General features: G+C 74.2%; 6 protein-coding genes. 1 reads left to right on the top strand and 5 read right to left on the bottom strand.

Annotated features, from left to right (window positions below; genetic code table 11):
* Nucleotides 1-362 precede the first annotated feature (362 nt).
* Nucleotides 363-1,001 (top strand): endonuclease, encoded by a 639-nt coding sequence (locus ACH5AR_RS10345; RefSeq protein ID WP_396300944.1) that lies wholly within the window; start codon nucleotides 363-365, stop codon nucleotides 999-1,001.
* A 202-nt stretch (nucleotides 1,002-1,203) separates the two neighbouring features.
* Here ACH5AR_RS10345 and ACH5AR_RS10340 read toward each other — a convergent pair whose 3' ends face one another.
* The 5 genes from ACH5AR_RS10340 to ACH5AR_RS10320 all read right to left on the bottom strand — a co-directional run bounded on the left by ACH5AR_RS10340 (nucleotide 1,204) and on the right by ACH5AR_RS10320 (nucleotide 20,941).
* Complete coding sequence (locus tag ACH5AR_RS10340) at nucleotides 1,204-1,638, bottom strand: hypothetical protein (RefSeq protein ID WP_396300943.1); 435 nt, start codon at nucleotides 1,636-1,638, stop codon at nucleotides 1,204-1,206.
* A gap of 173 nt (nucleotides 1,639-1,811) precedes the next feature.
* A complete protein-coding gene (locus ACH5AR_RS10335) occupies nucleotides 1,812-2,822 on the bottom strand; it encodes a TauD/TfdA family dioxygenase (protein ID WP_396300942.1) in 1,011 nt (336 codons plus the stop codon).
* Between the two features lie 73 nt (nucleotides 2,823-2,895).
* Entirely contained in the window at nucleotides 2,896-3,741 is an 846-nt protein-coding gene (ddaH, locus tag ACH5AR_RS10330; RefSeq protein WP_396300941.1) for a dimethylargininase, read from the bottom strand.
* Nucleotides 3,742-3,847: 106 nt separating this feature from the next.
* Nucleotides 3,848-8,440 (bottom strand): amino acid adenylation domain-containing protein, encoded by a 4,593-nt coding sequence (locus ACH5AR_RS10325; RefSeq protein ID WP_396300940.1) that lies wholly within the window; start codon nucleotides 8,438-8,440, stop codon nucleotides 3,848-3,850.
* 3 nt (nucleotides 8,441-8,443) lie between these two features.
* Nucleotides 8,444-20,941 (bottom strand): amino acid adenylation domain-containing protein, encoded by a 12,498-nt coding sequence (locus ACH5AR_RS10320; protein WP_396300939.1) that lies wholly within the window; start codon nucleotides 20,939-20,941, stop codon nucleotides 8,444-8,446.

The following is a 20,941-nucleotide window of genomic DNA, read 5'->3' as shown; positions in this document are numbered from 1 at the left end:
GCGCGGTGCTCCGGCTTGGGGAAACCCCGGGCTCGGCGGGTACCGCCGCAAAGCCGGAGTCTTCCAGGGTCAGCTCCGGCCGGTGGCGTGGCCGGTTGTGAGCCATTTCGAGCCGGGATTGCCTTGAATGGCCCGCTCGGCGTCGGGGTTCATGAGCAACGTGGCGTCCACGTTGTGGGGGTCCAGCTCGGCGCTGACGAAGCTGCCTCCCAACCAGACGCTGTGGATGAGTTCGCGGCCCTGAAGTAGCGGCGTGAACTGCTCCTCCAGGTGGATGAACTGGTAGAGGTACTCCTGGAAGCCCTGCCGGATCTGGCCCCGGGTGGTGGATGCCTGGAAGCGCTCCGCGTGGACAAAGGGCGATGACAGTCGACATGATCACCTCCCGGCTGCTGTCCGAACACGGCCGGACGTACGCCGAGGAAGCCGGCATCACCCTGCGCGACAAGCCCGCGCCGCTGTACCAGCTGCTGGTGCTCACGGTGCTCTGCTCGATCCGCATCAAGGCCGACACGGCCACCGCCGCCGCCCGGGAGCTGTTCCGGGCCGGCCTGCGGACCCCGCGCGCGATGGCCGACTCCTCCTGGCAGGACCGCGTGGACGCGCTCGGCCGCGCCCACTACGTGCGGTACGACGAGAGCACCGCCACCGCCCTCGGCAACGGCGCCGAGCCGGTGCTCGACCGCTGGCACGGCGACCTCCGGCGGCTGCGCGAGGAGGCCGACGGCGACCTGGGCGCGCTGCGCGGCCTGCTGCAGGAGGTGCCGAGGATCGGCCCGGTCGGCGCCGACATCTTCTGCCGCGAGGTCCAGGCGGTCTGGCCGCAGCTGCGCCCGTTCTTCGACGACCGGTCGTGCGGCACGGCGAAGGACCTCGGCCTGCCGCACACGCCCCAGGGCCTCGGCGGCCTGGTGCCGCCGAAGGACCACGCGAAGCTGGCCGCCGCCCTGGTCCGGGTCAGCCTCTCGAAGGACGCGGCGAAGGAGCTCCAGGCCGCGTGACGCCGTCCACGCCGACCGTCGGCCTGTCGACCGGGGACAGGGCGCCCCAGGATCCGGGGGTCGTCCTGGAGCGCCCGGTCCGGCCGGGTGCCGGGACCGGCGTACGGGGGTGTGACGCCGGCCCCGGCGGTTCGACGGGTGCGCGGTGAGCGGTTCCGCTCGATCCGCGCCACCCGGGTTCATGGTCGACCTTTTCGGGACCTCAGTACTTCTTCGAGTCCGTACAGGTCTTCTGCAACTCCTTGAGCCGGTCGTTCTGTTCGGCCAGGTAGCCGATCACGGTACGGACGTCGTGGTCCTTCGGCTCGGCTTCGCGCAGCGACTTCGCCGTGGACTCGATGGCCTTGCGCAGGTCGTCGTCCGGCGCCTTCTTCACCAGCTCGTCGAGCTTGTCCGCACGGTCCCGCACGTCCTTGCGGGCCTTGTCGGTGTCGTCGGGGAAAGGGTTGAAGAGCGTCAGACCCAGCACGCGGGAGCACACCTCGACCCGGTCCGCCGTCGCCTTGGTGTCGGAGACCGTCTTGCACGCGGTCGTCCCGAGGGCGAGCGAGCAGACGGCGACCAGGCAGAGCGCCGTCCGTCGGCCCGGACGTCGAAGCGTTCGGGCCGTGCTCCGTCGTGCTGCCAGCTTATTCACCACAGGCTCCTCCACCGGCAGCTCGTCTTCCGGCGGAGCCGGCCGTACCGGCTTCCACCGTGCTACTTCGGACGGACTTCATCGTCCCCCGCGGAGGCCCTGCCGCGCATGGGTGCGGATGCCCAGAAACAAGTGCAGTTCGCTGCACCTCCCGGGCACCCGCCCGCTCCTCCTCAGATCCCCTGGCTGACGTGGAGGTCGGACATGGCCACCAGGATCCGGCGGTCGCCGCTGAACGGCTCCCGGGCGTGGGTGGCCAGGAAGTTGTCGACCACCAGGACGTCCCCGCGCTGCCAGGGCAGCGACACCGCGGCCTCCTGGTAGAGCTTGCCGATCAGCGCCACCGCCTCGTCCTCGATGGGGGTGCCGTCCCCGTAGAACGCGTTGCGGGGCATGCCCTCGGGGCCGTACTCGTCCAGGAGGTACTCCGCCACCTCCTCGGGGAGGGTGGAGACGTGCCACATGTGGGCGTGGTTGAACCACACCGTCTCACCGGTGTGCGGGTGCCGGGCCACGGCCTGGCGGACCGAGCGGGTGCGCAGCCCGTCCTCGCCGACCCAGGTGAACTCGGTGTCCGAGGCGCGGCAGTACGCCTCCACCTCCGCCCGGTCGGTGGTCTGGAAGACGTCCTGCCACGGGATGTCCAGCCCGGGGCTGTAGTTGCGCACGTAGGCGACGCCGTGGCGCCGGAAGCGCTCGCGGATCTCCTGCGGAATCCTCGGGAACACCGCGCGCTCGCTGGCCACCGGGGTGGCGCCGCCCTCGGCGGACGGCCGGTCGCCGTAGAAGTACAGCGTGCTCGGCCAGTTGTGGGAGTAGGACATCTCGTGGTGGAAGTCGATCCACCGGTCGGCGGCCAGCTCGGTGGAGGTGAAGACCTTGTCGGCGATCTCGGTGCGCGGCGCCGCCCGCTCCAGGTAGTCGAGCAGGTCGGGCGAGTACGCACGGGCGGCGCTGCCGAAGTCCTCGGGGCTGTCGACCGTGAAGCCGCGGAACAACAGGGCTCCGTGGCGCCGGAGTTCGTCGATGAGGCGGGGGCGGTTGGCGGTGATCCACCGGTCCAGGCGCACCCCGGGCTCGGTGGCCTCGATGCGCAGCAGGAAGGGTTCCGGGTCCACCGGTGCGGCCACCACCCGGCCGCCGGTGAAGGGCGCCGGGTCGGAGGTGGCGTTCAGCTGGGTCACGAGCAGTCCTCCAGTCAGTCGGGGGGTGGGGCGGGGGGGGCGGGACAGGCACCCCGCCCCCACCGCCGGGGCGTCAGGCAGCGGGTTCGCGGATCTCCAAGGTGCAGCACTTGACGCTGCCGCCGCCCTTGAGGAGCTCGCCCAGGTCCGTGCCGATCGGCTCGAAGCCGCGCTCGCGCAGCTGGCGCGCCAGTCCGGTGGCCGCCTCCGGCAGCACCACGTGCCGCCCGTCGCTGAGCGCGTTGAGCCCGAACACCGCCGCGTCCTCCGGCGAGGCCTGCACCGCGTCGGGGTACAGCCGCTCCAGGACGGCGCGGCTGCCCGGCGAGAACGCCTGCGGGTTGTACATCACCTCGTCGTGGGCCAGCACGGCCAGGGCGGTGTCCAGGTGGTAGTAGCGCTCGTCGACCAGCTCCAGGCTGACGACGGGGCGGCCGAAGAACTCCTGGGCCTCGGCGTGCGACTCGGGCGTGCTGCGGAAGCCGGTGCCGGCCAGGATCACGCTCCCGGCGACCAGGAAGTCGCCCTCGCCCTCGTTGACGTGCTCGGGGTCGTGCAGTGCGGTGAAGCCGTTGGCCCGGAACCAGTCGAGGTAGGCCGGCCCCTCGGCGGACCGCTCGACGTGGCGGAAGCGGGCCCCCAGGACCTTGCCGTCGACCACGGTGGCGCCGTTGGCCGCGTAGACCATGTCGGGGTACCCGGGCAGCGGTTCGATCAGTTCCACGTCGTGGCCCAGCTCCAGGTAGAGCGCGCGCAGCTTCTCCCACTGCGCGACGGCCAGGTCGGTGTACACCGGCTTGGAGGGGTCCATCCACGGGTTGATGCGGTAGGTGACCTCGAAGTGCGTGGGCCGGCACATGAGGTAGCGGCGCCGGACGGCCTTGCGGACGGGGACGGCGGCCTGCTCTCGGTGCGTCATGTCTCTCCTCGGAAGGGTTGCGGACGAAGGCGGGGAATGCGGGGACGGCGTTCGGGGCACGGGGCCGGCGCTCACGGGCCGGCCTCCACGGGTGCGGGGAGGGCGTTCAGGGCGTGGCGCGGACCAGCTCGCGCAGCCCGTCCACCATCGCCCGCAGCAACTCGGCGACGCGCTCCTCGGTGTACCGGTCCGCGGGGTAGCTGCAGCTGAACTCCATCCGCCCGTCCTCCACCGAACCGACCACGTCCAGCGGGTGCACCCGGCGCTCCGCGGGGTCGTGGTCCGCTCCGCCGTGCGGGAGGGGCCGCACCACCAGCTCGTCACCGGTGGACCCGGAACCCCACTGCCCCAGGTAGTTGAAGCCGACGAGGGCCCGCACCGGCTCCAGCGCGGGGCGGTCCGGCCGGTCCGCGGCGAGGTGGCGCAGCGCGGCGTACCCGACGCCGTGCTGCGGCACCGCGCGCAGCTGCCGTTTGACGGTGCGCACGGCCACGGGCATCGGGGCGTCGGCCGGCACGGCCAGCGCCAGCGGGTGGGCGGCGGTGAACCAGCCGACCGTCCGTGAGAGGTCGACGCCCTCCAGGACGTCCACCCGGCCGTGGCCCTCCACCTCGACGATCGAGCGGTCGTGGCCGGTCCAGCCGGTCAGCGCCCGCCCGAGCGCGGCGAGCAGCACCTCGTCGATGCGGGCCCGGTGCGCCCCGGGGACCTTGCGCAGCAGCGCGTCGGTCTCCTCGGCGCTCAGCTCCTCGTGGACGACCCGGGCGTCCGCGACCCGGCCCGGGTCGGGGACCGGCGCGGTGCCCGCGGTGGCGGCCTGCCAGTACCCGGCCTGGTCGTCGAAGCCGCCGGCCGCCGTGAACTCCTCCAGGCGCCGCGCCCACTGCCCGTAGGAGGTGCTGCGCGGGCCGAGGTCGGCCTCCTTGCCGGCCGCCAGCTGCCCGTACGCGATCCGCAGGTCGTCCAGCAGGACGCGCCAGGAGACGCCGTCCACCGCGAGGTGGTGCGCGGTCAGGAAGAGCCGGGGCGGTCGGCCCCCGCCGAGCGTGAACAGCACCGTGCGCAGCAGCGGACCGTCGGTGGCGGACAGGCCGGTCTGGGCGGCGAGCACCGCCTCGTCGATCCGCTCGGGCAGCTCCCCGTCCGCCGCGCCGGAGAGATCGACCGGCGTGAACCGCCAGCAGTCGTCGGCGCGTTCGACGACCTCCTGCTGCCACCGGCCGTCCTCGGCGCGGGTGAAGCGCAGCCGCAGGGCGTCGTGCCGGCCCACGACGGCCGCCAGGGCGCCCCGCAGGGCGGCCGGGTCGGTGCCGGGCGCGAGTTCCAGCAGGACCGACTGGTTGAAATGGTGCGGGTTGACGGTGTGGGTCTCGAAGAACCAGTGCTGCACGGGTGTCAGCGGCACCGGCCCGGTCTCCGGCCGTTCGTCCCGGTGGGCCCCGGCGGTGTCGGCGGTGCGCGCCACCTCCGCGAGCCGGGCGACGGTCCTGAGCCGGAAGAGCTCCTTGACCGTCAGCTCCAGCCCGGCCTGCCGGGCGCGGGCGACCACCTGGGTGGACAGGATCGAGTCGCCGCCGAGGTCGAAGAAGCCGTCGTGCACGCCGACCCGCTCCACGCCCAGGACGGTGCGGAAGACCTCCGCCAGAACCTCCTCCCGCCCGTCGCGCGGCGCCACGTGTTCGGTCCGGGTGGTCACCGGCAGCTCGGCCAGGGCCCGGCGGTCCACCTTTCCGTGGGCGGTCAGCGGCAGTTCCGCCACCGTGGAGATGGTCGACGGGATCATGAACTCCGGCAGCGCGGAGGCGAGTTCGTCGGCCAGTCGACCGGGTTCGAGCTCGACGCCGGCGGCCGGCACGACGTAGCCGACGAGCTGCTTGCGCCCGCCGTGCTCCAGGGCCAGGACGCACGCCTGGTCCACGCCGGACAGCCGGGCCAGGGCCGTCTCGATCTCGCCCAGCTCGATCCGGAATCCGCGGATCTTGACCTGGTCGTCGGTGCGCCCCCGGAAGTCGAGTTCCCCGCCGGGGAGCCAGGCACCCAGGTCGCCGGTGCGGTACAGCCGGGCCTGCGGGTCGTCGCTGAAGGGGTGGCGGACGAAGCGCTGCGCGGTCAGCTCGGGGCGCCCGAGGTAGCCCTTGGCCACCCCGCGTCCGCCGATGAACAGCTCGCCGGTCACACCGACGGGCACCGGCCGCAGCCGCTCGTTCAGGACGAAGACCTCCGCTCCCGGGATCGGCTTGCCGACGGGCAGCCGAACGGCGTCCGCGGGGATCCCGCCCTCGAACAGGGCCGTGCCGACGGTGGCCTCGGTGGGTCCGTACCCGTTGACGAAGCGGTGCCGCACCGACCAGGCGCGGGCCAGCTCGACCGGGCAGCGGTCGCCGACCGCCAGGACGGTGGAGCCGGCGGCGAGGGCGTCCGGGTCCAGGGCCGCCAGCGCTGCGGGCGGCAGGCTCATCACCACCGGCTCGCCCTTCGCCAGCCGGCCGACCAGCTCGGGACCGATCGTGTCGGCTCCGCGCTCGGGCAGGCACAGCGTGGCGCCGGAGGTGAGTGCGACGAAGATCTCCCACACCGCCCCGTCGAAGCTGGGCGAGCAGAGCTGGAGCACCCGGCCGCCGACCCCGAGCCGGAACCGGTCGGCGGTGGCCGTGACCAGGTTGACCAGTCCGCGGTGCCCCAGCAGCACTCCCTTGGGGGTGCCGGTGGAGCCGGAGGTGTAGATGACGTACGCCAGCGACTCCCCGGTCACCCGGGGCGGGTCGCCCGGCTCCGCGGTGGCGTCGCCGGGCCACGGCGCGTCCACGGCGACCGCGCGGACGGCCTGGCCCGCGAAGTCGTCCAGCAGGGAGCGCTGGGTCAGGACGACCGGTGCCTCGGTCTCGGTGAGCATCAGCGCCCGCCGGGCGGCCGGGAAGTCCGCGTTGAGCGGGAGGTAGGCGGAGCCCGTCTTCAGGGCGGCCAGGATGGCCACGATCTGCTCCGGGCCGCGGTCGAGGCAGACGCCCACCACCGAGCCCGGGGTCACCCCGAGGGCGGTCAGGCGGTGGGCCAACTCGGCCGCCTGAGCGTCCAGTTCGCCGTACGTCAGCTGCCGCTCGCCGCACTCCACGGCGACCGCGCCCGGGTGTTCGGCCGCCCGCCGGGCGATCAGCTCGTGCACGCCGGCGTCCTCGACGGCCGGGGCCGGGGGCCTGGCCCAGTCCTCGGTCAGCTGCCGGTGCTCGTCGCCGGTCAGCAGCGGCAGCTCGTTCCAGGGCAGGCCGGGTTCGGCCGCGATCGAGCCGAGCAGCGTCACGAGGTGCCCGCACAGCCGCCGCACCGTGGCGGCGTCGTGCAGGTCACCGCTGTACTCGACGTCCACGCCGAGCGAGCCGTCGGGCCGCTCCTCGTAGCCGAGGACCAGGTCGAAGCCGGTGCTGGCCTGGGGCAGCCGGTACTGCTCGACGGTCAGCCCGCTGAGCTCCAGCCGCGCCTCCGGGGCGTTCTGCAGGACGACCAGGACCTGGGCCAGCGGCATCCGGGCCGGGTCCCGCTCCGGCTGCACCGCGTCCACCACCTGCTCGAAGGGCACGTCCTCGTGCTGGAAGGCCTCCAGCACGGTTTCCCGGGTGCCCGCCAGCACGTCGGTGAAGGACAGCCCGGGTTCGAGCCGGGCGCGCAGCACCAGGGTGTTCAGGAAGAACCCGACGACGTCCTCCAGGCCCGGGTGCTTGCGTCCGGCCACCGGGGTGCCGACGGCGAGGTCGGACTGCCCGGTCCAGCGCGCCAGCAGCACCTGGGTGGCGGCGGTCAGCGTCATGAACAGCGTGGCTCCGCACCGCCGGGACAGCGCGCGCAGCCCGTCGGCGACCTCGGCCGGCACCTCGACGGACTCCACGTCCCCGGCCGAGGTGCGCACGGCCGGCCGGGGCCGGTCGGCCGGCAGCTCCAGCGGCGCCAGGCCGGCCAGTTCCTCCTTCCAGTGGTCGAGCGAGCGCGCCAGCGCCTCCGGCGAGAGCTGGGCGCGCTGCCAGACCGCGAAGTCGGCGTACTGCAGCGGTACGGGCGGCAGGTCGGCCGCCCGCCCCTCGCGGCCGGCCCGGTAGAGCTCGCCGAGCTCCCGGGTGACGACGCTCATGGACCAGCCGTCGTGGTTGATGTGGTGCAGCGTCAGGACGAGGACGTGCTCCCGCTCCGCCAGGCGGATCAGCAGCGCCCGCAGCAGGGGGCCGGTGCGCAGGTCGAAGGGCCGGGAGAGGTCCCGGGTGACGGCGCGGTCCAGCTCCGCCTGCCGGCCGGCACCGTCGAGGGCGCCCAGGTCGATCCGCTCGAAGGGCAGCTCGACCTCCTCGTGCGGGACCTGCACCGGCATGCCGTCCACCGCGTCGAAGGTGGTGCGCAGCGCCTCGTGGCGCCGCACCACCCCGGCGAGCGCCTCCCGCAGCGCCTCGGCGTCGAGCTCGCCGGTCAGCCGCAGCCCGAAGCAGGAGTTGTAGCCGACCGCTTCCGGGTCCAACTCGCTGAGGAACCAGAGGCGTTGCTGGGAGAAGGACATCGGCAGCGGCCCGCCGCGGGGGGCCGCCGGGATGGCCGGTTCCTCGGCCGGCCCGGCGTCGGCCCCCTCGTCCGGCCCGGATGCCCCGGACATCCGGCGCAGCAGTTGCTCGCGCAGGTGCGCTGGGAGTGCGGCGATCCGGTCTTCGCGTGATGTGGTCACGGCTCAGGCCTTCCGTTCCGTGTCGGCGGCGTCGCCCGCCCCGGCGTCCGCGGCCGCGGCCTTCTCCAGCTCCCGCAGCAGCGTCTCCTCGATCAGCTCGGCGAAGCCGGCCAGCGTCGGGGTGTCCAGCAGCTCCCGGAACGTCGGGCGGACGCCGAAGGCCCGCTTGATCTGGGAGAGCGTCTTCAGGCTGAGGATGGAGTGCCCGCCGAGGGTGAAGAAGTTGTCGTGGGCGCCGACCCGGTCCACCCCCAGGACGTCGGCCCAGATCTTCGCCAGCGCCTTCTCGGTGTCCGTCCGCGGTTCCACGTAGCCGGAGCCCCCGGCCTGCGGCGCGCCCGTCTCCAGCAGGGCCTTGCGGTCCACCTTGCCGTTGGGGCTGAGCGGGAACTGCGCCAGCGGCACCAGCACGGGCGGCACCATGTACTCCGGAAGCCGCTCGGCGAGGTGGCCCGTCACCGCCTCGGCGTCGAAGGCCGCCGGGTCGGCGACCCGGACGTAGCCCGCCAGGCGCCTGGACTCGCCCTCGCCGAGGACGGTGACGACCGCCTCCTCGACGCCGGGGTGGCCGGCCAGCGCGTACTCGATCTCGCCCGGCTCGATGCGGTAGCCGCGCAGCTTGATCTGGTGGTCCAGGCGGCCCAGGTACTCCAGCGTGCCGTCGGGCAGCCGGCGCACCCGGTCGCCGGTGCGGTACAGCCGCTCGCCGGAGCCGAACGGGGCGCGGACGAAGGCGCGTCCGGTCAGCTCGGGCCGGCCCAGGTACTCCCGAGCCAGTCCGGCGCCGGCCAGGCACAGCTCACCGGGGGCGCCCACCGGGAGCAGCTTGAGCTCCTCGTCCAGGACGTAGGCCCGGGTGTTCTGCACGGGGCGGCCCAGCACCGGGCGGGTGCTGTCGGCGAGCCGGGTGATGAGGGCGTCCACCGTGCACTCGGTCGGGCCGTAGAAGTTGAAGCTCACCAGCTCGGGGCGGGCCCGCAGCAGGTTCCACAGGGCCTGGCCGACCTGCTCGCCGCCCAGCGCCAGTCCGCGCAGATGCAGCCCGGACCGCTCCAGCAGGCCGGTGTCGAACAACTGCTGGGCGTAGGACGGGGTGGTCTGCAGGAACTCGACGCGGTGCTCGACGACGTAGTCGGCGAGGGCCTGGGCGTCCCGGCGGGTGGTGTCGTCCACGATGTGCAGCTCGTTGCCGTCGACCAGCCACAGCACGGGGTTCCAGGAGGCGTCGAAGGACGCCGGGGCCAGGTGCGCCACGCGTACCGGCCGGCCCTGCGCGGTCTCCCGGACCGGGCCGAAGACGGTGCGCCGGTGGCTGTCCAACAGGTTGGCCAGACTCCGGTGCTCGACCACCACGCCCTTGGGGCGCCCGGTCGAACCGGAGGTGTGGATGACGTACGCCGCGTCGTCCGGGGAGACGGCGCTCGGCGGCGCCGTGTCGGGCCGGGCCGCGATCGCCGCCCGCTCCTCGTCCAGGTCCACCACCGCGGCGCCGTCCTGCGGCAGCCGCTCGCGCAGGCTGCCGTGGGTGACGACGACGGGGGCCGCGGTGTCCTCCAGCAGCAGCGCCAGCCGCTCGGCGGGAGCGGCCGGGTCGACCGGGCAGTAGGTGCCGCCGGCCTTGAGCACCGCCAGCAGCGCGGTGACCAGGTCGGTGCCGCGGTCCAGCAGCACCGCCACCGGGCTCTGGGCGCCGACGCCCCGCTCGGCCAGGTGGTGCGCCAACCGGTTGGCGGCGGCATCGAGTTCGGCGAAGGTGAGCCGGCCCCCGCGGTCGGCGACGGCGACGGCCTGCGGGGTGCGCTGCGCCTGCTCGGCGAACTGCAGGTGCACCGGGCGGTCGTCGAAGGCGATCCGCGGACCCTGGTGCGCGGTGATGGCCTCCTGCCGGTGCTCGGCGCTGAGCTCGCCGAGCCGGCCGAGCGTGCGCTCCGGATCGTGGGCGATCTCCTCCAGCACGGCCCGCAGGTCGTTCAGGACGCGCTCGGCGGTCTCCGGCTCGAACAGCACCGGGTCGTAGGCGAGCCGGAAGGCCAGCCGCCCGGCCGGGAACACCGCCAGCACCATCGGGAAGTTGGTGAACTCCATGGCCTGCGGGTCCCGCAGGCTCACCCCGTACTCCGCGCCCATCTCGCCCTCGTACGGGTAGTTCTCGACGACGATGTAGCTGTCGTACAAGCTGGTGCCGGCCGGCACCTGGGCCCAGCCGCGGATCTGCGACAGCGACACGAACTCGTGGCTGCGCGCCTCGGTCTGCTCCCGCTGCAGCCCGGCCAGCCAGTCCAGCAGCCGGCTCTCGGGGGCGACCCGGGTGCGCACCGGGATGTTGTTGATGAAGATGCCGGCGATCGTCTCGACGCCGGGCAGGTCGGCGGGCCGTCCGGACACCGCCGAGCCGAAGCACACGTCGGTGCGCCCCGAGTAGCGGGACAGCAGCAGCGCCCAGGCGCCCTGCGCGAGCGTGTTGACGGTGAGCCGGTGGCGCTTGACCAGCTCGGCGAGCAGGTCGGAGGTCTCCTGCTCGAACTGGAAGGAGACCCGCGCCCGCGACCCGGTCCACTCGGTGCCCGGCAGGTCGTGGTCGACCGGCAGCGGGGTTGGGTCGGTGTGGCCCTCCAGGACGCCGCGCCAGTGCCGCTCGGCTGCCCTCGGGTCCTGCCGGTCCAGCCAGGCCACGTAGTCCCGGAAGGGCCGGCGGGCCGGCAGCGGGCCGTCCTTGAGGCCGCGCACCCGCAGGTAGTGCTCCAGCAGCTCGGCCAGCAGGTCCGCGCTGCTCCAGCCGTCCAGCAGCACGTGGTGCGAGGTCCAGAGGGTGCGCACGCTGCGCTCGGTCTCGGCGATCAGGACGACCCGGGACAGCGGCGCGACCGTGAGGTCCATGGGGCGCGCCCGCTCCTCGTCGAGGAGCAGCTCGAAGCTCTCGGCCCGCTCGGCCTCGGTGAGGCCGGTCCAGTCCAGGACCTGCACCGGCATCCGGACGTCGTGGTACACCACCTGCAGCGGGTCGTCCACGTTCTCCCAGACGGCGGCGGTGCGAAGGATCGCGTTGCGGTCGGTGAGCAGCTGCCAGGCCTCGGCCAGCGCGTTCAGGTCGTCGACGCCGTCCAGGACGAACGACAGGTGGCCCAGGTAGATGCCCTCGCCGGGCTCGCTGAGGCTGTGGAACAGCAGCCCGCCCTGCATGGGCGTCAGCGGGTAGAGGTCGTCGATGCGGCCGCCGTGCTCGGTGAGCTGGTCCAGCGTCGTCTGGTCCACCTTGGCCAGCGGGAAGTCCGAGGGCGTGGCGCCGCCCGTCCCGGCCTCGGCGCAGTGCGCGACGATGCCGCGCAGGGCGGCGACCAGCCGCTCGCCGAACCGCTCGACGGTCGCGGTGTCGTGCACGGCCGAGGAGTGGTACAGGCTGATCTCCAGCCGGCCGGCCCTGACCTGGGCGACGACGTCCAGGAGGTACTCCAGGGTCTCCTCGGGCGCCTGCTCCGTGCCGAAGCCCAGCCGGGCGCCGCGGACGAGTCCGCCGTCGGCGGTCGGCTCGTCCTCCTGGCCCAGGTAGTTGAAGCACACCTGCGCCGACGGGGCCTCGGCGAGGATCTCGGCCGGCGAGCCGGCCGGGCTCAGGTGGCGCAGCGCGCCGTAGCCGATGCCGCGCCCCGGTACGGCGCGCAGCTGCTCCTTGACCTGCTTCAGCCGCTCGCCCCAGTCCGCGCCGGACGGGGTGAGGGCCACCGGGAAGGCGCTGGTGAACCAGCCGGCCGTGCGGCTGGTGTCGACGTCGTCGAAGAGGTCCTCGCGGCCGTGGCCCTCCAGGTCGAACAGCACGCTCGCGCGGCCGGTCCAGTCGGCCAGCGCGGTGCCGAGCGCGGTGAGCAGGACGTCGTTGACCTGGGTGCGGTAGGTCGCCGGGACGTCGTGCAGCAGCGCCCGGGTGTCCTCCTCGCCGACGGTCACCCGTACCTCGGCCGCCGAGGCGATCGTCGCCTCGCCCGGGCGGTCGACCGGCAGGGCCGCCTCGGCCCGGCGGCCGGTGGCCACCCAGTGGTCGAGCTCGCCGTCGAAGCCGCCCGCCGCGGTGTGCTCGGACAGCCGCAGCGCCCAGTCGCGGAAGGACGTGGTGCGCTCGCCCAGGTCGACCGTCCGACCCGCCGCGGCCTGCGCGTAGGCGGTCTCCAGGTCGGTGAGCAGCACCTGCCAGGACACCGCGTCCACGACGAGGTGGTGGGCGGTCAGGAAGAGCTGGTGGTCGCGCCCCTCGCCGGGGTGGAAGAGCACCGCGGCGACCGGGCGGCCGGCGGCGAGGTCGAAACCGGCCTGGGCGCGGGTCGCGGCCCGGTGCATCTCCTCCTCGGGCGCGTCGTGCCCGGCCAGGTCGACCTCCTCCAGCGGCCAGCCGGCGCCCGGAGCGGTCACCTCCTGCTGCCACCGCCCGTACGCGCTGGTGTAGCGGGCGCGCAGCTGGTCGTGGTGGTCGAGCAGGGCGTCCAGGGCGCGGCGCAGCGCGGCGGTGTCCGGCGCCCCGGAGAGGGTGACGAGCACCGACATGGTGGAGTGGTGGGGCGCGGCCCGGTGGCGGTCGAAGAAGGTGCGCTGGATCGGGGTCAGCGGCACCCGGCCCACCACCGGCTCGGTGCGCCGGGTCTCGACGGTCTTCCCGGCCGGGTCGGCGGCGGTCGTCGCGAACGCCAGCTCGGCGACCGTCTGGTGGGCGAACAGGTCCTTGGAAGACAATGTGATCCCCTTCTGCCGTGCTCGGGTCACGACTTGGATGCTCAGGATGGAGTCGCCGCCGAGGTCGAAGAAGTTGTCCTCGACCCCGACCCGGTCGACCCGGAGGACTTGGGCCCAGACCTCGGCGAGGGCCTCCTCCACGGGGTTGCGCGGTGCCACGTGCCCGCTGCCGCGCGCCGCCTCCGGAGCCGGGGCGGGCAGGGCGCGGCGGTCGACCTTGCCGTTGCTGTTCAGCGGCAGTGCGGCCAATTCGACGAGCACCGCGGGCACCATGTAGCGCGGCAGCACGCCCTCCAGGTGGGCGCGCAGCTCCGCGGCGGGGAACGGGTGTCCCGCCGCGGTCACGACGTAGCCGACCAGCCGGGCCGGGGTGCCGTCGTCGGTGCGCGCGGCGACCACCGCGTCGGCCACCGCGGGGTGGCGCCGCAGGGCGGCCTCGACCTCGGCCAGTTCGATCCGGAAGCCCCTGATCTTGACCTGGTCGTCGGCCCGGCCGGCGAACTCGATGTCGCCGTCGGCCCGGCGCCGGACCATGTCCCCGGTGCGGTACAGCCGGGCTCCGGGCTCGGTCGAGAAGGGGTCGGGCAGGAACCGTTCCTCGGTCAGCTCGGGCCGGTTCAGGTAGCCCCGGGCCACGCCGGGGCCGCCCAGGTACAGCTCGCCCACCACTCCGGCCGGCACCGGCCGGCCCGCCTCGTCGAGGACGTAGGTGCGCACGCCGGGGATCGCCCGACCGACCGGTACGCCGGGGCCGTCCGGCAGCCGGTCCGCGTGCACGACGTACGCGCAGGACTCGACGGTGGCCTCGGTGACGCCGTAGGAGTTGAGGACGACGGTGCCCTCGGCCGTCTGCGCCAGCAGCCGGCGGCAGTCCTGGGTGCGCCAGTTGTCGGAGCCGACGGCCAGGAAGCGCAGCGGCGGCAGTCCGGTGCCGCGCCGCTCGGCCTCCTCGACCAGCGCGTTGGCCAGTGAGGGGACGGTCTCCAGGTGGGTGACGCGGGCGCTGTGCATCAGGTCCAGCAGCTGCCCGGGCTCGGTGGTGGCCTCGGCGGGCGCGATGACCAGCGCGCCGCCGTGGCAGAGCACGTGCGCCAGGTCGGAGACGAACACGTCGAAGGACATGCTGGCGACGTTGAGCTGGCGGGCAGGCGGCTCCTCCCCGGTCCGGTAGACCCGCTTCCAGGACTCGGCGGCGAACGCCACACTGCGGTGCTCGACCAGGACGCCCTTGGGCCGCCCGGTGGAGCCGGAGGTGTAGATGAGGTAGGCGGGGTGGCCGGGGGTGACGCCGGAGTCCGGGGTCAGGGCGGGGAGCCGGGCGATCCGCGACCACTCCTCGTCCAGTCGCAGCAGCGGCACCTCGCCGGGGATCCGGCCGGCCACCGCGGACTGGGTGATCACCAGCGCGGCGGCGCTGTCGGCCAGGACGTACTCCAGCCGGTCGGCGGGGTGGGCCGGGTCCAGCGGCAGGTAGGCGCCGCCGGCCTTGAGCACGCCCAGCAGGGCGACGACCATGTGCAGCCCGCGCTCCACGCAGATCGCGACCACCGAGCCGGCGCCCACGCCGCGCGCGGCCAGCTCCTGGGCCAGCCGGTCGGCCATCTCGTCCAGTTCGGCGTAGCTCAGCGAGGCCCCGCCGAAGACCACCGCGTCGTTGTCCGGGACGCGCCGGGCCTGCCGGGCGATCAGCTCGTGCAGGCAGCTGTCGCGGTCGAAGGGCAACGTCGATCCGCTCAACTCGCCGAGCAGCAGCTCCCGTTCCCGATCGGGGAGCATGGGCAGCTCCGCCACGGTCCGGTCAGCCCCGTGGGCCATGCCACGCAGCAGCTCGGCCAGGTGCTCGGCCATCCGCGCCACCCGATCGCCGTCGAACAGGGCTGCGTCGTAGGCGAGTTGGAGGGCGAGCCGGTCTCCGTCGAGGTAGGCGGTCAGGTCCAGCGGGTAGCTGGTGGTGTCCACCGCGGTGACGCCGGTGACGGCCAGTCCGTGCTCGGCCGCGGCGCGCCCGTTGCCCGGGTAGTTCTCGAAGACCACGATGCTGTCGAAGAGCCGGGTGCCGCGCGGGAGTTCCGAGGCTGACTGCACCCGGGTCAGCGGCAGGTACTCGTAGCCGCGGGCCTCGACCTGCTCGTCCTGGAGCTGCCGCAGCCAGGCCAGCACGTCCTGGCCCTTGGCCACCCGGGTGCGCACCGGGATGGTGTTCAGGAAGTTGCCGACCATGTCCGCCACGCCGGGCAGGTCGGCAGGGCGCCCCGCGACGGTCGAGCCGAAGCAGACGTCCTCCTCGCCGCTGTAGCGGGACAGCAGCAGCGCCCAGGCGCCCTGCACCATGGTGTTGAGGGTGAGCCGGTGGCCGCGGGCGCGCTGGGACAGCGCGGCGCAGTCCTCCGGCGCGAGCTCCACCCGGATCCGGTCGGCCGCCTCGGACTGGTGGCCCGGGGCGGGGCGGCGGTCGTAGGGGAGCGGGGTGGGCGAGGTCAGCCCGGCCAGCACCCGGCGCCAGTGCGCCTCGGCCGCGGCGGCGTCCTGGCCGGCGAGCCACTGGACGTAGTCGCGGAACGGAGGCCGGGCCCGGACGGCCCCCTCCGGCACCGCCGTGCCGTCGACGAGCGCCCGGTAGTGGGCGAAGAGGTCGCCGAGGATCCGGGAGATGCTCCAGCCGTCGAGGACGACGTGGTGGAAGGTCCACACCACCCGGGTGGCGTCGTCGGCCTCCCGGGCCAGCACCACACGGCTCAGCGGGCCGGCCGCCAGGTCCAGCCCGTCCCTCCGCTCCTGCGCCGTCAACTCCGCGAGCAGGCGGGCCCGTTCCGCCGCGTCGTGGCCGCGCCAGTCCAGCGTCCGGATGTCCGCACGGAGGTCGGAGCGGACGACCTGCAGGGGGCGGTCGACGCCCTCCCACACCAGCTGGGTGCGCAGGGCCGGTGTCGCCTCGACCACCCGCTGCCAGGCCGTGCCGAGCGCACCGGTGTCGCCGGCGCCCTCCAGCAGGAAGGAGACGTGGTCGAGGTAGGCGCCGTCGGGTTCGGTGAGGGCGTGGAAGAGCATGCCGCTCTGCATGGGCGTGAGCGGGTAGACGTCCTCGACCCCGTCGCCGGATCCGACCAGGCGGTCCACGGTGGCCTGGTCGAGGCCGGCCAGCGGGAAGTCGGACGGGGTGGCGCCGCCGACACCGGGCCGCAGGCAGTGGCCGATCAGTGCGCGCACCGCGTCGACCAGCCCGTCGGCCAGGGCCCGGACGGTCGCCTCGTCGTGCACGTCGCTCGCGTAGTGGAGGGTGAACTCCAGGCGGCCGCCGCGCACTTCACCGACGATGTCGAGCAGGTGCGGGCGCACCTCCAGCGGGCTGTGGTCCCGGCCGAAGTCGAACTCGACGGCCGTGTACAGGCCGTGGTCGGCGACGTCCTGCCACTGCCCCAGGTAGTTGAAGCTGACGGCGGGGGCGCACTCGGGCAGCGCGGACGGGCCGTCGGCGAGGTGGCGCAGCCCGCCGTAGCCGATGCCGCGCTGCGGGACGGCCCGCAGGCCCTCCTTGACCGACTTGATCAGGTCGCCCGCGCCCGCCCCGTGCGGGGCGGTCAGCAGGACGGGGAAGATCGAGGTGAACCAGCCCGTGGTCCGCGAGACGTCGACCCCGTCGAGGATCTCCTCGCGGCCGTGCCCCTCCAGGTCGACCACCACCTGCTCCTCGCCGGTCCACCGGCACAGGGTCCGGCCGAGCGCGGCGAGCAGGATGTCGTTGACCTGGGTTCGGTAGACCGCCGGGACCCGCCGCAGCAGGGCGTCGGTGGCCTCGGCGTCCAGTGCGGCGCGCACTTCGCGCACCGCCGCCATGGTGTTCTCGCCGTCGTGGTCGACCGGCAGTGCGGCGGCCGGCAGTGCGGCCACCTTCCGCCAGTGGTCCGCCTCGGCGTCGAACCCGCCGGCCGCGACGTGCTCGGCCAGTCGGCGGGCCCAGTCGAGGAAGGAGGTGGTCTTGGCACCCAGGTCCACCGGCCGGCCTGCCGCCGCCTGGGAGACCGCCCGCTCCAGGTCCTCCAGCAGGATCCGCCAGGACACCCCGTCGACGACCAGGTGGTGGACGGTCAGGAACAGCCGGGACGGCTCGTCCGGCGCGCCGGTGAACAGCACGGCACGCAGCAGCGGTCCGTCCTCGATGTCCAGGCCGGCCTGGGCCTGCTCGGCCAGCGCGACCTCGGCGTCGCGCCGCTCCCCGGCCGCCAGGTGGCCGAGGTCGACCCGCTCCAGGGCGATCCCCTCCCCCACCGGCAGGTTGACCTGGCGCAGTGCGGCACCCCGGTCCGGGAAGCGCATCCGCAGCGCGTCATGGTGCGCGACCACAGCGCGCAGCGCCTCCGCCAGCGCCTGCTCGTCGGTGCCCGGGGCGAGGGTGAGCAGCACCGACTGGTTGAAGTGGTGCAGGGCGCGGGTGTGATGGGCGAAAAACCAGCGCTGCACGGGGGTGAGCGGTGCCTCCCCGGTGACCGGCTCGGTGTCGACCGCGGCGGTGACCGGCACGGCCGCCCGCGCCAGCTCCGCCACCGTCTGCCGGGCGAAGACGTCCTTGGAGGTCAGTTCCCATCCGACCTGCCGGGCCTTGGCGACGACCTGGATGCTGAGGATGGAGTCGCCGCCGAGGTCGAAGAAGTTGTCGCGGGTGCCCACCCGCTCGATGCCGAGCACCTCGGCCCACACCCGGGCCAGGGCCTGCTCGGCCTCGCCGACCGGGGCGGTGAAGTCGGCGCCGGGGGTGTGCTGTTCGGTGGGCGCGGGCAGGGCGCGTCGGTCCAGCTTGCCGCTGGCGGTGAGCGGGAACTCGGCGAGGACGACGAGGGCGGAGGGCACCAGGTAGCCGGGAAGCCGGGACTCGGCGAAGGCGCGCAGCCCCGCCGGGTCGACCTGACCGTCGGCGGACTGCCGCACGTAGCCGACGAGTTGTTTGCGGCCGCCGTCCTGGCGGACCGTCACCACGGCGGCGGAGACCGCCGGATGCTGTTCGAGGACGGACTCGATCTCGCCCGGTTCGATGCGGTAGCCGCGCACCTTGACCTGGTGGTCGGTGCGGCCCAGGAACTCCAGGGTGCCGTCGGAGCGCCAGCGCACCAGGTCACCGGTGCGGTAGAGGCGGGCCTCCGGGCTCTCGGAGTACGGGTCGGCGCAGAACCGCTCCTCGGTCAGCTCGGGCAGGTTGAGGTAGCCCCGGGCCACGCCCGGCCCGCCGATGTACAGCTCTCCGGGGACGCCGACCGGGACCCGCGAGCGGCGCTCGTCCAGGACGTGCACCGAGGTGTTGGCGATGGGCCGGCCGATCGGGACGGGGGTGGTCCCGTCGCCCTCGACGACGTGGTGCCAGGTCGCGAAGGTGGTGGTCTCGGTGGGGCCGTAGCCGTTGACCAGGCGCTGCGGCGGCGCGGCCGCGAGGACCTGGGCCACCCGGCGCGGGTTGACGGCGTCCCCGCCGAACAGCAGGTTGCGCAGCCTGCCGAAGGCAGCCGGGTCGACGGCCGCCACCTGGTCGAACAGCCCGGCGGTCAGCCACATGGTGGTGATGCCCAGCCGCTCGATCGCCGCGGTCAGCGCCCGGGCGTCCAGCAGGGTCTCGCGGTCCACCGGGACGATCCGCGCGCCGGCGGTCAGGGCGCCCCAGATCTCGAAGGTCGCGGCGTCGAAGGCGACGTCCGCGGCCTGGGCCACCACGTCGTCCGGGTGCAGCGGAGCGTAGTCGTTGCCGCTGACCAGGCGGACGATCGAGCGGTGCTCGACGACGACGCCCTTCGGCGTGCCGGTGGAGCCGGAGGTGTACAGCACGTACGCCGCGTCGCCGGGGCCGACCGCCACCGCGGGGTCGTCCTGCGGGAGGGCGGCGATCGCCTCGGCCTCCTCGTCCAGCAGGACGGCGCGGGTACGGCCGGCGGGCAGCCGGCCGGCGAGGTCGCGGTCGGTGAGGCACAGCGGCGCCCGGGTGTCGTCCAGGATGTGCGCCAGCCGCTCGGCCGGGTGGTCCGGGTCCAGCGGCACGTAGGCGCAGCCCGCCTTGAGCACGGCCAGCAGCGCCACGTAGAAGTCGGCGCCGCGCGGCAGGCAGACCGCGACGTACCCGCCGGGCTCGGCGCCGCGGGCGACGAGGTGGCGGGCGAGCCGGTTGGCGCGCTCCTCCAACTCGCGGTAGGAGAGCCGGCCGGCCGGGCCGTCGACGGCGACGGCGTCGGGGCCGCGCCGGGCCCGGTCGGCGACCAGGCCGTGCACGGTGGCGTCGGCCGGGTACGGGCTCCGGTTGTCTCCCCACTCGCGGCCGAGGAGGTGCTCCTCCTCGGCGGTCAGCAGCGGGAGGTCCCCGACCGGGCGGGTCGGGTCGGCCGCGATGCCCGCGAGGAGTTCGCCGAGGTGCCCGGTGAAGCGGGCCATCGTCCCGGCGTCGAACAGGTCGGTGTTGTACTCGACGGTGCCGGTCAGCTCCCCGGAGGCGGTCTCGGCGAACTCCAGCGTCAGGTCGAAGATCGAGGACACCGACGGCGGCCGGAACTCCGTCACCTCCAGGCCGGGCAGCGCCACCTCCCCCGCGGGGGTGTTCTGCAGCACGACCGCGGCCTGCACCAGCGGGGTGCGGCTCGGGTCCCGCTCGATGCGCAGCGCGTCGACCAGCCGGTCGAAGGGCAGGTCCTGGTGGGCCAGGGCGTCCCACACGGTGTCGGTGACCCGGCCCAGGAACTCGGTGAAGGGCAGGTCGGCGTCCACCTCCGAACGCAGCACCAGGGTGTTGACGAAGAAGCCGACCAGCGGCTCCAGTTCGCTGCGCTCCCGGCCCATGGACACGGTTCCGACCGCGATGTCCCGCTGTCGGGAGTAGCGCGCCAGCAGCACCTGGGTGGCGGCCACCAGCACCGAGAACAGCGTGCCGTCGTGCCGCTGCCCGAGGTCGGACAGGGCCCGGCCGACCTCGGCCGGGACGCGGAACCGCGCCAGCGCCCCGTTGGTGGTGCGAACGGCGGGCCGGGGCCGGTCGGTGGGCAGCTCCAGCGGCTCGACGTCCGCCAGGACCCCCTTCCAGTAGGTCAGTTCGGACTCCAGCCGGTCGTCGGTCAGCTGCTCGCGCTGCCAGGCGGCGTAGTCGCGGTAGCGCGTCGGCAGCGGCGGCAGCCCCCCGTCCCGGCCTTCCGCCGCGTTCGCGTAGAACACGCCCAGCTCGCGGGCGAACACGCCCTTCGACCAGCCGTCGGCGGCGATGTGGTGCATGTTGACCAGCAGGGTGTGCTCGGCGGCGCCCAGGCGCAGCAGCACGGCCCGCAGCAGCGGCCCCTCGACGAGGTCGAACGGGCGGCCCAGTTCGGCCCGCAGCAGTTCGTCCGCCCGCGCCGACCGGTCCGGCTCGGGCAGGTCCGTCAGGTCCCGCACGTCGAGGTCGACCGGGGCGGCGGGGCGCACCACCTGCCGCGGCCGGCCGTCGACGACGGCGAAGGTGGTGCGCAGCGGCTCGTGGCGCTCGACGAGCCGGCCGAGCGCGGTGGTCAGGGCCGCCGTGTCCAGCTCGCCGCGCAGGTGCAGCCCGACGGCCGAGTTGTACTCGATGCCGCCGGACTCGTAGCGGTCGAGGAACCACAGCCGCTCCTGGCCGAAGGAGAGCGGGGCGGGCAGGTCGTCGTCGACGGGCCGGAGGGTGTCGGCCCGCTCCTGCGCCGCCCCTGCCCGGTCGTTCAGCCGCTGCTCCAGCAGCGCGTCGAGGGCGGCGTCGTCCATGAGGTCGAAGTCGTCCGGCTCGGGTGCACCGGCGGTCTGGTCGTACAT

The sequence above is a fragment of the Kitasatospora sp. NPDC018619 genome, from assembly GCF_044391605.1.
Lineage (GTDB): Bacteria > Actinomycetota > Actinomycetes > Streptomycetales > Streptomycetaceae > Kitasatospora.
The sequence above is the reverse complement of the archived record's forward strand: the minus strand, read 5'-3'. Positions and strand labels throughout refer to the sequence as shown.